The sequence below is a fragment of the Streptomyces spinoverrucosus genome (assembly GCF_006539505.1).
Classification (GTDB): domain Bacteria; phylum Actinomycetota; class Actinomycetes; order Streptomycetales; family Streptomycetaceae; genus Streptomyces; species Streptomyces spinoverrucosus.
This window is the reverse complement of record NZ_BJND01000042.1, coordinates 29,167-44,596: the sequence shown is the minus strand read 5'-3', so window position 1 is coordinate 44,596 and position 15,430 is coordinate 29,167. Positions and strand designations below refer to the sequence as shown.

Annotated in this window: 14 protein-coding genes; 7 read left to right on the top strand and 7 right to left on the bottom strand. The window is 70.6% G+C overall.

Annotation, left to right across the window (positions count from 1 at the left end):
* Positions 1-7 precede the first annotated feature (7 nt).
* A complete protein-coding gene (locus tag SSP24_RS26745) occupies positions 8-898 on the bottom strand; it encodes a M24 family metallopeptidase (RefSeq protein WP_141312262.1) in 891 nt (296 codons plus the stop codon).
* 74 nt (positions 899-972) lie between these two features.
* Positions 973-1,278 carry an AMP-binding enzyme gene (locus tag SSP24_RS26740; RefSeq protein ID WP_141312261.1) on the bottom strand — a complete coding sequence of 102 codons (306 nt, stop codon included), beginning with the start codon at positions 1,276-1,278 and terminating at the stop codon, positions 973-975.
* Between the two features lie 61 nt (positions 1,279-1,339).
* Between SSP24_RS26740 and SSP24_RS26735 the strand changes: the two genes are divergently transcribed.
* A complete protein-coding gene (locus SSP24_RS26735; protein ID WP_167529711.1) occupies positions 1,340-1,918 on the top strand; it encodes a helix-turn-helix domain-containing protein in 579 nt (192 codons plus the stop codon).
* A 9-nt stretch (positions 1,919-1,927) separates the two neighbouring features.
* On the opposite strand, the gene SSP24_RS26730 is transcribed toward SSP24_RS26735, so the two are convergent.
* From SSP24_RS26730 to SSP24_RS26720, 3 genes are all read right to left on the bottom strand, one after another.
* Positions 1,928-3,364 carry a DUF1254 domain-containing protein gene (locus SSP24_RS26730; RefSeq protein WP_218037107.1) on the bottom strand — a complete coding sequence of 479 codons (1,437 nt, stop codon included), beginning with the start codon at positions 3,362-3,364 and terminating at the stop codon, positions 1,928-1,930.
* A 93-nt stretch (positions 3,365-3,457) separates the two neighbouring features.
* Positions 3,458-4,081 (bottom strand): hypothetical protein, encoded by a 624-nt coding sequence (locus tag SSP24_RS26725; protein WP_141312259.1) that lies wholly within the window; start codon positions 4,079-4,081, stop codon positions 3,458-3,460.
* Between the two features lie 310 nt (positions 4,082-4,391).
* A complete protein-coding gene (locus SSP24_RS26720; protein WP_141312258.1) occupies positions 4,392-4,886 on the bottom strand; it encodes a DUF3145 domain-containing protein in 495 nt (164 codons plus the stop codon).
* A 247-nt stretch (positions 4,887-5,133) separates the two neighbouring features.
* On the opposite strand from SSP24_RS26720, the gene SSP24_RS26715 reads away from it, so the two are divergent.
* On the top strand, positions 5,134-6,027 hold the full coding sequence (locus SSP24_RS26715) for an SGNH/GDSL hydrolase family protein (protein ID WP_141312257.1): 894 nt from the start codon (positions 5,134-5,136) through the stop codon (positions 6,025-6,027).
* A gap of 10 nt (positions 6,028-6,037) precedes the next feature.
* Entirely contained in the window at positions 6,038-7,006 is a 969-nt protein-coding gene (locus SSP24_RS26710; RefSeq protein WP_141312256.1) for an aldose epimerase family protein, read from the top strand.
* 68 nt (positions 7,007-7,074) lie between these two features.
* Here SSP24_RS26710 and SSP24_RS26705 read toward each other — a convergent pair whose 3' ends face one another.
* Complete coding sequence (locus tag SSP24_RS26705; protein WP_141312255.1) at positions 7,075-9,513, bottom strand: beta-glucosidase family protein; 2,439 nt, start codon at positions 9,511-9,513, stop codon at positions 7,075-7,077.
* 102 nt (positions 9,514-9,615) lie between these two features.
* Here SSP24_RS26705 and SSP24_RS26700 point away from each other — a divergent pair, with 102 nt between their 5' ends.
* The 3 genes from SSP24_RS26700 (at position 9,616) to SSP24_RS26690 (ending at position 11,852) form a co-directional block, all read left to right on the top strand.
* The gene (locus tag SSP24_RS26700) at positions 9,616-10,191 is read left to right on the top strand and encodes a TetR/AcrR family transcriptional regulator (RefSeq protein ID WP_141312254.1); all 576 of its coding nucleotides are present in this window, start codon (positions 9,616-9,618) and stop codon (positions 10,189-10,191) included.
* A 58-nt stretch (positions 10,192-10,249) separates the two neighbouring features.
* Positions 10,250-10,513: a hypothetical protein gene (locus SSP24_RS26695; protein WP_141312253.1), complete on the top strand. Its 264-nt coding sequence runs from the start codon at positions 10,250-10,252 to the stop codon at positions 10,511-10,513.
* Positions 10,514-10,628: 115 nt separating this feature from the next.
* The gene (locus SSP24_RS26690) at positions 10,629-11,852 is read left to right on the top strand and encodes a pyroglutamyl-peptidase I (protein WP_141312252.1); all 1,224 of its coding nucleotides are present in this window, start codon (positions 10,629-10,631) and stop codon (positions 11,850-11,852) included.
* A gap of 1 nt (position 11,853) precedes the next feature.
* Here the strand turns inward: SSP24_RS26690 and SSP24_RS26685 are convergent, their stop codons facing one another.
* Positions 11,854-12,642: an EI24 domain-containing protein gene (locus SSP24_RS26685; RefSeq protein ID WP_141312251.1), complete on the bottom strand. Its 789-nt coding sequence runs from the start codon at positions 12,640-12,642 to the stop codon at positions 11,854-11,856.
* Between the two features lie 259 nt (positions 12,643-12,901).
* Between SSP24_RS26685 and SSP24_RS26680 the strand changes: the two genes are divergently transcribed.
* Entirely contained in the window at positions 12,902-15,415 is a 2,514-nt protein-coding gene (locus SSP24_RS26680) for a M14 family zinc carboxypeptidase (protein ID WP_141312313.1), read from the top strand.
* Positions 15,416-15,430 lie beyond the last annotated feature (15 nt).

Sequence of the window (15,430 nt, the reverse complement as noted above, 5' to 3'; positions counted from 1 at the left end):
CTGACGTTCAGCGGGCGCTGTGCTGCTTCCAGTAGCGGGTGTGCGGCAGGTCGTCGTCGAGCCAGTAGGCATCGTCCTCGGTGACCACGAGCATTTCCTCCCATTTCACGCCGATGTCGCCCTTGCCGATGTGCGGCTCGACGGCCCACAGGCCGGGCTCGCAGGGTTGGTCGGCGCCCTCGTTCCACAGCGGCGTCCGGTTCAGGCGCGGGCGGATGGCGGACGAGAGGAGATGGCCGCTGAGGTAGGCGAGGGCCTGCGGGCTGAATCCGTTGATCCGGAACGTGGGCAGGCGGGTGCCGGGAACCTTGCCGACCTTGTGCGCGATGACCGAACCGGGGTAATAGCTGTGGATGTTCTCAAAGCCCTGGTCGGCGATCAGCTCGTCGACCTGCCGGTAGATCTGGGCCTGGGTGGCACCGCTCCGGACGAGCTGCAGGATGAGCGTGCGGTACGGTTCGAGCGCCATGCGCGCCTCGTGGAACTCCTCGCTGTCATCGCCGCCGAGTGTGCACGAGTAGCCCATGTCGCAGGCGATGTTGCCGACCACGGGTCCCACGTCGAGGATGACGGCCTCGCCCTGGCGCAGGGGCCGGTCGGTGGGCTGGAACTGCTTGCCGAAGTGGGCCATCTTGGGGTTGAGGAGGCTGCCCAGTGCCCCGCCTTTGGGCTTGGTGAAGTCCCGGAACCGGGTCCGCTCGCCGAACCACGCGAAGCCGTAGTGGAAGAAGCGGCTCACTCCGTGGTCACGCAGCCAGTCCTCGACGGCCCGCGCGGCCTGCTTCTCGGTGATCCCTTCGTACAGCTGCGCCTCGACGGCTGCCACCGCGTCGTAGGCCAGTCGTTGGGCCGCTTTGAAGTCGGCGAGTTCCTGCTGGGTGAAGTGTTCCTTGGCCATGGGATTGCAACCTCTCGGAGGGAGTGCCGTGCTGGGTGTGCGGGTCGTGCGGCGGCCGTCGGCGCTGCCAGTGGCTACGACGAGGCGGGCGTGCCCCGGAGCTCGCGCTTGAGGATCTTGCCGGTGGCGTTGGTGGGCAGGGCGGGCAGGAACTCCACGATGCGCGGGTACTTGTAGCCGGCCATCGACTCCTTGCACCAGGCGATGAGCGCGTCCTCGGTGAGGTCGGCTCCAGGGGCGAGGACCACGCACGCCTTGACCTCTTCGCCGTGGCGCTCGTGCGGGACGCCGATGACCGCGGCCGTGCTCACCGCGGGGTGGGTGTGCAGGATTTCTTCGATCTCGCGCGGGTAGACGTTGAAGCCGCCGCGGATGATCATGTCCTTGGCCCGGTCACGATGTAGTACCAGCCGTCGGCATCCCGGCGGGCCAGGAACGGACATGCTGGTCGGGGTCTGCCACGGCCTCATCGGCAGGCTGCTCGGTGCCGACTGGAGACCGGTCGGCGTCACCCTCAACCACACCGGCCCGGACGACCCCAGTCCCTACCTCCGGGTCCTGGGCCCCGCCGTCACCTTCGAACAGCCGCGTTCCGGCATCATCCTGTACCCCTCCGACCTGGAGGCACCCAACACCCTCGCCGACCCCCGGCTGCGGCCCTACGCCCGGCAGTTCCTGCAGAACATCGCGCCCCCGCCCACCAGTGCCTTCACCGACCGCGTGCGCCAGGTCGTCGAGGCCCTTCTGCCCACCGGCCGCTGTTCCCTCGAACAACTCGCCCGCACCTTCGACATCGACCCGAGAACGCTTCAGCGGCGCCTCGCGGAGAGCGGCGAAGGCTACTCCTCGATCGTCGACTCGGTCCGCACCGGCATGGCACGCCGCTACGTGGGCGGCTCCAAGCGTCCCCTCACCGAGATCGCCGGCCTGCTCGGGTTCTCCTCCCTGGCCACCTTCTCGCGGTGGTTCCGCGGCCGCTTCGACACCAGCCCCAGCACCTGGCGCAACCGTCAGATGTGACTCGTACCGCTACTGGGCCTTGGTGACGGCGGGCGGCGTCCAAGTGCCGTTGATCACGCTCTCCTTCGGCCAGTACATGCGCAGCATCACGTTGAACTGGCCGGACGGGGCCGGGAGCCAGTTGGCCTTCTTGTCCTCGGCCGGGGCACCGTGCTGGATGTACAGATCCACCGAGCCGTCGGGGTTCGCGGTCGGTTTGGCGGTGTGCCCGACCGCGTATCGGTTGATCGGGTTGGGGACGAGGAAGCCGTCCGGGTTGTACATGGTCACTGACCAGAAGGCGTTTGCCGGAGGGGTCTGGCCGGGTGGGAAGTGGATGGTGTACTTGTTGGCGCCGGTGAGCTGCTGGCCCGTGTTGTCGACGAAGTTGATCGGGTAGATCGCGTCCTGCGGGAGGTTGGCGCCGAGCCCTTGCCAGTCGGTGGCCGCGCGCACTGTGTAGTTCGTGCCGTAGGTACCCAGGTCGGTGGCGACCCGCCAGCCGTTGACGTCCTTGCCGAGATTCGCGACGGCGGCCTGGATCTGCTTCTGGCCTTCGGACACGGACTGCTGCAGCGCCTTCGCGACATCGGGAGACACGTCGTTGAGGTCGAACGCCTTGCCCGGGCGGATGCCCAGCCGGGCGAGCTTGGCGACCATGGGGGCGTCGGCCGAGGCCGGGGGGTTGGCAGCCATCTCGGCGGCCAGGCGTGAGTAGAAGGCCTGGGCGTCCATCTGCTGCACCAGGGTCTTGGGCGCTGTGCTGGGGACGTTCGGGTCGACGCGCCCCTCGGGGGGCTTGTACGACTCGTCACCGTAGGCACTCAGCGGGCGGACGTCGTACTTGCTCACCAGCTGCTGCACCGCGGGCAGATCCGAGGGGCCGTTGAGCTGGGTGCGGCCGAGGATCCACGCGGTGTTGGTGGGCGACTTGATCTGCTTCACGCCGGCCGGCAGTCGACCGCGCCAGTCGGGGCCGGTGATGGCGTAGTCGCCTGCCTGCGTACCGGTCGTGCGCTTGCCCACCGAGTCGATCACGTTGGTCCAGGCGCTGAGGATCGGCATCAGGTAGTAGCGGCCGTCGGTGTCGGGTACGTGCAGCACGATCGGCTCGGCCGACAGATCCAGCCAGGCGTTCGTGTACAGCGTGTCGACGTTGGGCGAGACCACGGACTTCTGATCGGGGCCCGGGACGTCGGTCGCCTTCGCGAACTGGTTGATCGGCGCGCTGATGGTCGAGGGATCCGGGGTGGTGACGTTGGTCGACGCCTGCTCCGTGGCCTTCATCAGCACCAGCGGGTAGCCGTATATGTATGCCTGGACGGCGTCGTCGGTGAGGTCGTCCTGGGCGGGTGCGGCGCCCGCGGGGGCGGCCATGAACAGGGCGAGCACCGTCGCGACCGCGGAAGCGATTGCAGCGCGAGTCCGAGTTCTGCGGCGTGCGCGACGCTTGGTTACGAATGACATCCTGCTACCTCCTGGTCGCCCAAGCCATGGCGCCGTACGTGTGCGGTCGTGGGGTGGGCATGACCGTGGACGGTCGGCAGCGCACCTGCGGCGTCAGCGCGCGGTGGCCCGGGGACGCATTGCTGCTTCGTCGTACGGCGGAAGCGGCTTGATGAGGGGTTCGAGCATCGTGCGGGCATCCGACGCCGTGATGACGTCGGCGGGGTCGAGTTTGATGATCTCGGCCTTGTCCGGGTCGACCTCCCACACGTCCTCGCCGACAAGCCGGCAGCGGTCGTCGTAGGGCCAGACCATCTCCTCGGACGCCTTGTAGATGTACATCGCGTTCTCGTCGTCCACGTCGATCCCGACAGCTGCCAGGACCTTGCCCGGTTTGAACTGGTAGCCGGTCAGCTTGGAGGCGATCATGTGGTCGCTGACGGCGACTTCCTCGTCGTCGGCGTACATCACGCACTCGCCCGTCTCGGACCACTCCCGGTACAGGTTCTTGATCGCGTCCTGGCCCTCCAGCCGGACGTTCAGGCCCAGCGCGTGGAAGTGGTAGACGGGGTTCTCCACCATCATCTCGGGCGCGAAGATCTCCTCGTAGCGCCCGGCGATCTCCAGGTAGCGGTGGCGGTAGTACGCCTGGAGCATGAACCGGTGCCGGGGGTTCTCCGTCGTTTCCAGCAGGTTCTCTATCGCGCGGTTGGTCTTGGTGATGTCCAGCTTCGTCATGGCGATCCGGCCTCTCCCGGCTCTTCGCTTCCCCTGCGGCCCTTGGCGCAGTGGGCGAACGGGCTGCTCGCGGCGGCGTTCAGGGCCGGACGGCCCCTTCTCGGACGGATCGGAACTCTCGCTGATTCGCAACGGCACCTGCCCCTGGGATGTCGGCTCATCCGGCCCGTCGTGCTCGACGCGAAAGACCATCCCAGCATGTGATGCGTGCCCGTGACCTGCAACTCGGGCAGACGGCGCCAAGTGCGGGCCGGTGGGGGTTGTTCGCGCAGTTCCCCGCGCCCCTTGGGGACGGCACCTGAAGGTCGGTTCAGACCACCTGGTGCAACCAGCGGACCGGGGCGCCTTCGCCTGCGTACCTGAACGGCTCCAACTCGTCGTCCCACGGCTTGCCCAGCAGCTTGGCGATCTCGGCCTCCAGGTCCGTCTCCCCGCTCTGGCTGCGCTGCAGCGCCGCGCGGAGGCGGTCCTCGGGGATGAGGATGTCGCCGTGGATGCCGGTGACGGCGTGGAAGATGCCCAGGTCGGGGGTGCAGCTGTAGCGTTCGCCCTCGGCGGTGGGGCAGGGTTCGGCGGTGACCTCGAAGCGCAGGAGGTGCCAGCCGCGCAGTGCGGAGGCCAGCTTGGACGCCGTGCCGGGCTCGCCCTGCCAGGAGAACTCCGAGCGCCAGGTGCCGGGCGCGGCCGGCTGCCGGATCCAGTCGAGGCTGACGCGCATGCCGAGCACCCCGGCGACGGCCCACTCGACGTGCGGGCACAGCGCGCGCGGCGCGGAGTGCACGTACAGGACTCCACGTGTCGTCACCGGGACCTCCGGGCTGAGCGGGCGTGTTGCGGCTGGCTGGGCGGTGGTGGCCGGTCGGCCACGCTGATGGCGAGGCTACCGTGCGGCGGCGCAAGGAGTGTGACGTACCGTCGGTCCCAGGGCCCGGAAACTCCCGCCATTCACCCAGGGGGACGCTTGTACGGGCGTGACCCGTTGCACGCCGCGCGCCGGGAACCCTCGCGCGTTGTTATGGAGGGGGCCAAAGCGAGCGAGGGGTTGGCGGACGATGCGGAAGACCGGACAGCGGGGGCGGGCCGCGGTCGCCGTGTGCGCGGCGGCCGTGCTGGGTGTCGCGGGGTGCGATGCCGTGGGGGGCGACGCGTCGGGCCCGTCCACGACCGAGGCGCAGCGGGCGAAGCCGAGTCAGGCGCCGGTGTGGGACCCCAGCCCGGACTCGATCGCCGCCGTCGGTGACTCCATCACGCGCGGTTTCGACGCCTGCGAGGTGCTGTCGGACTGTCCGCAGGTGTCGTGGGCGACCGGCAGCAGTCCTGACGTGGCCAGTCTCGCCGTACGGCTGCTGGGCAGTGCGCGGGCCGCCTCGCACAGTTGGAACTACGCCGTGACCGGGGCGTCGATGGCGGATCTCCCAACGCAGATGGCGCGTGCGGCGGTGGCCGAGCCGGAGCTTGTGACGGTGATGGTGGGGACGAACGACGCCTGCCGGAGCTCGGCGTCGGCGATGACTCCGGTGGCCGATTTCCGCGCCGACTTCGAGGACGCGCTGCATACGCTGCGCAGTGCTCTGCCCAAGGCTCAGGTGTATGTGGCGAGCATTCCCGATCTGATGCGGCTGTGGTCCGAGGGCCGTACGCATCCGCTCGGCAAGATGGTGTGGAAGCTGGGCGTCTGCCCGTCGATGCTGCGCGACGCGGACGCCCTGGACGCGGCGGCCAACCAGCGGCGCGAGACCGTGCAGCAGCGGGTGGAGGACTACAACGGCGTGCTGGAGGAGGTCTGCGGGGCCGACGAGCGGTGCCGGTACGACGGCGGGGCGGTGTACGAGTACCGGTTCAGCACCGCGCAGTTGAGCGACTGGGACTGGTTCCACCCGAGCAAGGACGGTCAGGCGCGGCTGGCGGAGATCGCCTATCGGGAGGTCACCGCCGAGAAGCCTTAGGGTTTCGCTCATGAGCGAACACTTCGGCACACTTTCCGACGGCACGGCCGTGCACCGCTGGACTCTGGAGCGCGCGGGCGTACGGGTGCGGATTCTTTCCTACGGCGGCATCGTGCAGTCCGTGGAGGTGCCGGACCGGGACGGGCGGACCGCGGACGTGGTGCTGGGGTTCGGCGAACTGGACGGCTATCTGGAGCACCCCGGGCCCTACTTGGGCGCCCTGGTCGGGCGGTACGCCAACCGGATCGCGGGTGGCCGCTTCCCGCTGGACGGGCGGACGTACGCGCTCGCGCGGAACAACGGGCCGAACTCGTTGCACGGCGGTGAGCGCGGCTTCGACAAGCGGGGGTGGGAGATGACGCCGGTCGAGGACGGCGTCCGGCTCAGCCGGGTCAGCCCGCACGGCGAGGAGGGCTTCCCGGGGCGGCTGGAGGTCTCGGCGACCTACCGCCTCGATGCCACCGGCGCGCTGCGGATCGCGTACGAGGCGGTCACCGACGCGCCCACCGTGGTGAATCTGACGAACCACTCGTACTGGAACCTGAGCGGCTCCGGCAACGCGGGCGGGCATGAGCTGCGGATCGCCGCCGGGCGGTACACGCCGGTGGACGACGACCTGATCCCGACCGGGATCGCCCCGGTCGAGGGGACCCGGTTCGACTTCCGGACGGCACGGAAGACCGGTTCCGGGTACGACCACAATTTCGTGCTCGACAAGGGCGTGACCGAGACGGCGGTCGAGGTCGCGGAGCTGTCCGACCCGGCGTCCGGGCGGGTGCTGACGGTGGCGACCACCGAGCCGGGGCTTCAGCTCTACACCGCCGACCATCTGAGCGGGCCGTTCGCGCCCGGGGACGGCATCGCGCTGGAGACGCAGCACTTCCCCGACTCGCCGAACCGCCCGGAGTTCCCGGGCACGGTACTGCGGCCGGGTGAGGTGTTCCGCTCCGAGACGGTGTACGGATTCACCGCACGTTGATCCCGTGAGCCCCGGTCCGGATGTCAGGTCCCGGACCGGGGCTGCTCGGTGGGACGAATCGCCCTGGATCAGACGGTAGTCGTCAGCGTGATCCTGCGGTCCGCGATCGAGCGGCCCGCCTGGATCTCGTACGAACCCTTCACAAACGACCACGAGTTGCTCAACTCGTCCCAGATCTCGAACGCCCGGCGTGGCAGTTCGACGACGGCCTCGACGCTCTCCCCCGGCCCCGCCTCGACGCCCGCGAAGCCGGCCAGCCAGCGCGCCGGGCGCTCGGGGTCGGGCTCGGTCGGGGCGACGTACAGCTGCACGACCTCGCGGCCGGGGCGCTCGCCCGTGTTGCGGACGCGGACCTTCACCGTCGTACCGTCGATCTCGATGGATTCGTACGTCCAGTCGGTGTAGCCGAGGCCGTGGCCGAAGGGGTACGTCGGTGTCCTGCCCTCCTTGTCCCAGGCGCGGTAGCCGATGAAGACGCCTTCGGTGTACGAGAGTTCGCCGTCGGTGGGGGCGACCTGGGTGACCGGGGTGTCCGCCAGTGGGCCCCAGGTGGTGGGCAGGCGGCCGCCCGGTTCGTACGTCCCCGTCAGCACGTCGGCCAGCGCGGTGCCGCCCTCCTCGCCGGGGAACCAGGTCAGCAGCACGGCCGCGACCTGGTCACGCCAGGGCAGTTCCACCGGGGAGCCGGCGTTGACGACCACGACGGTGTTGGGGTTGGCGGCGGCGACGGCGCGGACCAGGTCGTCCTGGTGGCCCGGAAGCTTCAGGTCGGCGCGGTCGAAGCCCTCGGACTCCACGCGCTCGGTGGTGGCGACCACGACGACGGCCGTGTCGGCGGCGCGGGCGGCCTCGACGGCCTCGGCGATCAGTTCATCGGGGGCGCGCTGGGGCTCCTGGTGGACCAGGGCGAAGCTGACGACCTTCATCGGGATGCCCTCGGGGAGGTCGACGACGTGGGTGAGGGAGACCTCGACCGGCTCGCCCGCGGTGAGTTCGGCCTGGGCGCGGGGCACGGGGGCGCCGAAGAAGGCCCCGAAGGGGTCGTCCTTGGCGGGGCGCTGGATGTCGTCGTAGGACGTGGTGCCGTCGATGGTGAGGGTGAAGGCGCCCACGCCCTTGACGCCGAAGATGTGCGGGCCGGTCTCGCGGGGTGTGAAGGTGCCGGTCAGTTCGACGGTGTGGAGGGTGTCGTGGGTGACGCCCTCGGGGAGGTCGTTGCCCAGCCACTGGATCTGGCCGTTGGGGGCGAAGGCCGTGCCGATGATCTCGCCGGATGCGTCGCGGCAGATGGCGCGCAGTTCGAAGCCCTTGTCGGCGATGGCCAGTTCGGTGTTGGGGTCGGCGCCCACGGCGTAGCGCACCGAGCCCTCGGGGAGGGCGGCGGTGAGGCCGTCGAGCGGGGAGACGACGTGGTCGGGGAAGACGGTGGCGGAGCCGCCGCCAAGGACGCGGGCGTCGCGGGCGGCGGCGCCGATGAGGGCGACCGTGCCGGGCTTCAGGGGGAGCGCGCCTTGATTGCGTACGAGCACGAAGGAGCGGCGGGCGATCTCGCGGGCCAGTTCGTTGCCGTCGACGGGGGCGGGGAGTTCGGTGACGGCCGGGGCAGCGCTGTCCAGGATGCCGACGCGGGCGGCGAGGCGGAGGACGTTGCGTACGGCGTCGTCGACCTTCGCCTCGTCGACCCTGCCGTCCCGTACGGCCTGCGCGAGGGCCTCGCCGTAGACGGTGCGCGGGCCGGGCATCGCCACGTCGAGGCCGCCCTCGACGGCGCCGGTGGTGGAGCGGGCGGCGGTCCAGTCGGAGACGTTGATGCCGTCGAAGCCCCATTCGCCGCGCAGGATCTCGTTCACGAGGTGGTGGTGCTCGGTCATCGTCGTGCCGTTGACCGAGTTGTAGGCGGTCATGATGCCCCAGGGATGGGCGTTTTCGACGATCGCCTCGAAGGGGGCGAGATAGAGCTCGCGCAGGGCGCGTTCGCTGACGACGTTGTCCACCGTGAAGCGGTCGGTCTCGGCGTCGTTGGCGACGAAGTGCTTGACGGTGGTGGCGACGCCGCCGGACTGGACGCCCTGGACGTAGCCGCTGCCGATCCGGCCGGTGAGGTACGGGTCCTCGCTGTAGGCCTCGAAGTGGCGGCCGCCGAGCGGGGAGCGGTGCAGGTTGACCGTGGGGGCGAGCAGGACGTGGACGCCTTTGCGGCGGGCCTCCTGGGCGAGGAGGGTGCCGGCGCGGCGGGCCAGGGCGGGGTCCCAGGTGGCGGCAAGGGCGGTGGGCGAGGGCAGGGCGACGGAGGGGTCCTCGGCGGTCCAGCGCACGCCGCGTACGCCGATCGGGCCGTCGGACATGACGAGGGAGCCGAGGCCGATCTCGGGGAGGGCGGGCAGGGTCCAGGCGTCCTGTCCGGCCAGGAGGCGGGACTTGGTGTCGAGGTCCAGCTTGCGCAGGGCGGCCTCGACGGCTGCGTCGCGGGCCTGGTCGGCCGGGGTGGTGCTCGGGGATCCCGCCATGGGATGCCTCCTCGTGGAAGTCCGTGCGATGCCCCCATCGTGCATCCACCACCTGGTGACCGGTAGGTTTCGTTACCCCTCCGTTATCATCCGCCGGAGTCGATGTCGTACGGTGACGCCATGAGCGCGCGGGTCAGGAGCGAGGAACGGCGGGCCGAGATAGTGCGGGCCGCGCTGGAGGTGATCGCCGAGCGCGGATACCGGGGCGCGAGCCTGGCCGCGGTGGCGGAGCGGGTGGGGCTGACCCAGCAGGGGCTGCTGCACTACTTCCCGACCAAGGAAGCGCTGCTGGTCGCCGTGCTCAAGGAGCGGGACCAGTGGGACGCGGTGCCGGGCACCCAGTGGCGGGTCGACCTGCTCGCCTCGCTGGTCGAGTACAACGCGATGCGCCCCGGCATCATCCAGACCTTCTCCGCACTCCTCGGCGAGAGCGTCACGGAGGGGCACCCGGCGCGCGCCTACTTCACCGAGCGCTACACGCGGGTCCGCGACAGCATGGCGGCCGTCCTGCGCGCCGAGTACGGCGACCGCCTCCCGAACGGCCTCACCCCGGAACGCACCGCCCCCCTGCTGGTCGCGGTGATGGACGGGCTCCAGTACCAGTGGCTGCTGGACCCGGAGTCGGTGGACATGCCGGGGGCGTTCCGGGACTTCCTGGCACTGCTGGGCGAGAACTGACCCTCGTCTGAGTACGCGTACTCAGGCGCTCCCGCGGGCTCCGGGCGACCATGCCCGTATGAGGTGGAGGAACACCCTCGCGGTGCTCGGGCTGCTGCCCCTCAACGCCCTGGCGGTCGGCTACGGATGGCTGGCGGCCGGCATGACGGGGTGGGCGGCGAGCTTCGGCCCGGAACCGTACCGGCCGCCGATGACGGAACTGGGCGTGGCCTGCGGCGGGGTGGCGCTGATCGGCGTCGCGCTGTGGCTGGCCGGACTGCGGCGGGCCGCGGCGTTCCAGCTGGTTCCGCTGCTCGCGCTGGCCGTGTTGATGACCGGTTGAGACGCGACGCGCGGGCATCCCCCGCGTCACACACCATGGCGTGGACCTCTTCCGTCACGGGATACTGCGGCAGTCTCGGACCCGCACCCCACTGCGACGGAAGGACCCAAACCCCTTGAATTCCATACGTGTTGGCATCGGTGTACTCGGATTCGTGCTCGTGGCCGGGCTCGCCGCCCCCGCCACCGCCACCGCTTCGGCGGAACCGGCGTTCACCGTCGAGGAGCAGCGGCTGGAGCGGGCCGTGCCGCAGGAGATTCTGCGGCGGTCCGGATTCGACGCGGTGGCACCGGAGTTCGCCGAGGCGCTGGACGAGGCCCGCTCGTACGCGCAGGCCCACCGGATCGTCGTACGGGAAGGGTCGGCGCTGTGGCGGCGGGCGGTGGACCGGGCACAGGGGCGCGGGCCGGTCGAGGGGGATCTCAGCCGGGACGACGATCGGCCCTTGTACTGGGCGCGGTTGGGGATGACCCGGGAAGTGCGCAGCTGGGAGCCGGAGTTCGCGCTGGGTGAGCGGGGGCGGGCGGCGCTGCTGGACGCGTTGGAGCGGACCTCGCGCGGGCAGAGCGACATCCACTACCACGGCAAGGGCATGAAGCGGATCCTGGTCACCGGGTTCGACCCGTTCACCCTGGACCGGGACGTGCGGATCTCCAATCCGTCCGGTGCGACCGCGCTCGCGCTCGACGGCACCGTGATCCGCACGGCGGACGGCCCGGCGCGGGTGGAGACGGCCGTGTTCCCGGTGCGCTGGCAGGACTTCGCGGACGGCACGGTGGAGCGGACGCTACGGCCGTATCTGCCGAAGGTCGATCTCTTCGCGACCGTCAGTCAGGGCCGCGTCGGGCGCTTCGACATCGAGCGGACCAACGGGGCCTGGCGGGGCGGTTTCCCGGACAACGACAACGTCAGCCGGACGGAGACCATCCCGGTCACCGACCCGGCCTCGCAGCCGCAGTGGACGTCGACGACGTTGCCGTACGAGCAGATCGTGGCCGCCGGTACCGGGCCTTTCCCGGTGTACGACAACACCAGCGTGACGGAGATTCCGGCGGGCGGCACCGAGGCCGTCGTACGGCCGGACGGGCCGACCCCCGGGTCGACGGCACGCGCCGGGGGCGGCGGGAACTACCTCTCCAACGAGATCGCCTACCGGGCGACCCTGCTGCGCGACCGGCTCGGGCTGCACGACACCCTGCCCGGCGGGCATGTCCACACGCCCGTACTGCAGTTCGGCGCGGGCAACACCACCGAGGTCACCGACCCGGAGTTCGTGCGGAACCGGCTGGACATCATCGCGCAGGTACGGGCCATCGTGACCGTCGCGGCAGGGGCGTGACTCAGACGCCGGACGCGCTGATGGGGTCCTCGGCGTCCAGGACGATCTCCTCGTCCCGCAGGTCGCGGGCCAGCAGCGTCGCGCCCGCGACCGCGCCCGGCATCAGGAACACGGCGACGAAGGGGACGAGGAAGGCGAGCGCGAGGGGTGTGCCGAAGCCCCAGATCAGCGTCTTGCGGGAGCGCAGAAGGGCGAGCCGGTCGCGGAGTTCGACGCCGCGGCGCTGGAGGGCGACGGAGGTGAGTTCCTCGGTGAGGAAGAAGCCGGTGACGAAGAAGCCGATCACGGGTACGACCGTCTGACCGGCCACCGGGATGAAGCCGAGGGCGAACAGCAGCACACCCCACACGGCGGCACGGACCAGGATCCGGAGGCTGTCGCGGGCCGAGATCCACAGCTCCTTGTACAGGGGCAGGTCGGAGACGGGGGCCGTGCCGTCCGGGGAGACGTCACGGTCGACCGACTCGGACAGGGCCTCGTAGAAGGGCTGGCCGATCAGCAGCGTGACCGCCGTGAAGGTGAGGACGGCGAGCAGCAGGGCGAGGGCGAAGAGGACGGCCGTGAGGAAGCCGCGGAACAGGCCGAGCCAGGGGCTGGACCAGTCGTCGGCGAAAGAGGTCGCCCAGGCGACGAAGTCCTCGCCCCACAGCGCCAGTGCCACCAGGGCCGCCGCGTAGAGGACGAGGGTGATCAGGCCCGGGAGCAGTCCGAAGCCGTACTGCTTGCCGTGCCGAGCCGCCCAGCGCTGGCCCTTCAGGAGATAGCTGAAACCCGCCCCAAGATCGCGCATGGGGGAACCTTATCGGGGTGTCTCCCGTGGGCGGTCACACCGGCCTACCCGTGGGCGGTCACACCGGCGTAACGGCCACCACGATCCTGGCGTCCGCCGTGCGCCATCCGGGGCAACGGCCGGTGTGGGCGACACCAACGCCCTCTTGTTGCGGTTGAGTCGAACAGGTACACCTCGCCGTACCGATCTCAGGAACCCGGAGGAGGTACGCGTGCGCATCACGGGAACGACCTCTGCGAGACCCGTCCTGACCGTCCTGATGGCCACCCTCACCCTCACCACGGCCGGTTCACTCCTGCTGGCCGCCCCCGTCCCGGCCGGAGCGGACACCGACCCCGTCACCCGGCAGGAGGCGCAGGGCACCGCTCTCGACCACCGCCCCGCCAAGTCCCCGGCGAGCACCGCCCGTCAGGCGTTCACCGCGCCCGTCCCCGATCTCGCGGACGCATCCCGTGGTTACCCGCGTGAGCAGCAGCTCTCGCCGGACCCCGTGAACGCGGCCGACAAGTCCCTCAAGCTGGGCCTCACCCCGTACCACGCCATCGCGCCGAAGCTGAACGCCCTGCAACGCCTCGGCGACCGGGTGAGCGTGGAGATCGCGGGCCGCTCGGCCGGCGGCCACCGGCTCTATCTCGTCACCGTCACCGCCCCGGAGACGGCCCGTCAGACCCGCGAGCAGACCCGGATGCGCGAACTCATCGAGAACGCGCCGGCGACGGCCGCGAAGGACCCGCGCATCAAGGCCGCGTACAAGACCCCGGTCTTCTTCAACAACAACATCCACGGCAATGAGTGGGAGGGCACCGACGCCTCCCTGAAGCTCATCGAACGGCTCGCGACCGCGAACGACGCGCGGACCAGGGAGCTGCTCGCGCACAGCCGCCTGTACTTCAACATCACCGCCAACCCGGACGGCCGTATCGCCGGAACCCGCGCGAACGCGAACGGCTTCGACCTCAACCGGGACTTCGTCACCGCCTCCCAGCCGGAGGCGCGGGCGATGCGGCAGATCATGGTCGACAAGCAGCCGGCCGTCCTGCTCGACCTGCACGGCTACGTCAACGGCACCCTCATCGAGCCCACCACACCGCCGCACGGCGAGAACTACGAGTACGACCTCTTCCTGAAGCACACCTACGCCAACGCCCTCGGTATGGAGGCCGCCGTCAACGGCCTCGGCCACACGCCCGGGGAGGACGGCGTCGAGCCCGCGCAGATCCCGTTCCGGGACCAGGAGGAGGGCTGGGACGACTGGCCGCCCATCTTCACGCCGCAGTACGCGGCCTTCCACGGCACGGTCGCCGCGCACACGATCGAGATCCCGCTCCGCGTGAACAACGCCGCCTACGACACGCTGCCGCAGAGCGAGCTGCGCCGCCGGGCCGCGATCAACGTCGCCGTCGCGGGCGCCACGCTCGACGCGACCCTCGACTACGTGCAGAGCAAGCGCCGTTCCCTGGTCGCCGACCAGATCCAGGTCTTCCGGCGCGGTGCCACGGGGGCGGCGCAGGTGCCGGTGTCCGAGGAGACCGTCCCCGGCGTGCCCGGCATCGGTCCCGAGGACGTCTACACCACCACCTTCCCCCGCGCCTACGTCATCCCGGCAGGCGCCGCCCAGCGCTCCCCCACCGCCGCCGCGCGCCTGGTCGACCACCTGCTCGCCAACGACGTCCACGTCAGCCGTGCGGTGCATTCCTTCCGGCTCTCCGGCCGCTGGTACGCCAAGGGCTCGTACGTCGTCGACATGCGCCAGCCCAAACGCGGGCTCGCGAACGTGCTGCTGGCCGACGGGCGGGACATCAGCGACAAGGTATCGGTGATGTACGACATCTCCGGCTGGAGCCTGGGCCGACTGTGGGGCGCCACGGTCGAGCCGGTGAGGGGGCTGTCCCACGTGCTGCTGCACCCGGTGCGCGAGGCCACGCGCGTGGGGTACGTCGCCCCGCGCGGCGACCTCCGGCTGCGCGTCGACGATCCGCGCGAGGTGGCGGCCCTCAACTCCCTGCTCGCGCACGGCGTGCGGGTGCGGCAGGCGGCCGACGGCAGTGCGCTCGTGCCGGGCTCGGCGCGGCGGCAGGCTGCAGCCGCGGCACGGACGTACGACGTCGCCTTCGACGCCACGCGGCTGACTGGCGGCACCCCGCTGACGCGCGTGCGGGTGGCGGCGGCCGTCACGTCTGGTGAGCTGTTCGCGCTGCGGGAGATGGGCTTCGAGGTGACGCCGGTGTCGGCCGGGGTGCTGAACGCCGGGTTCGACTGGGCGGCGGTGGATGTGCTCTTCGTGTCGGCGGGGCTGTCGTACGACGACCTGAACCCGGCGGCGCGCACGGCTCTCGACCGCTTCCTCGACGGGCACGGTCTGGTCGGGCGCGGGGCGGCCGGAGCGGCGCTCAACGCCGACGCCGGGCTGCTGCCGGTCAAGCCCGTCGAGGGCAACGGGGACGCCAACGGGGTGGTGCGGGTGGTGAATTCCGGCGGCCGGATCACCGGTGGTGCGCCGGAGCACTCCTTCGTCTACGCGCCGATGTGGTTCACGGACCTCGGACGCGGGGTGCGGGTGGAACAGTCGTACGCGACCGGGAACCCGCTCGTGTCCGGGCACTGGCGTGCGCTGCCGGACGGCACCGGCGGGCCCTCCGCCGCGGCGGGGCGCGCGTCGGTGGTCAGCGGCGCGCACGCGGTGCTCTTCGGCACCGAACCACTCTTCCGTGATCACCCCAAGGGGGCATTCGCTCAGGTCGGGCGGGCATTGTTCACCTTGGCGACCAGGTAAACCACGGCACACACG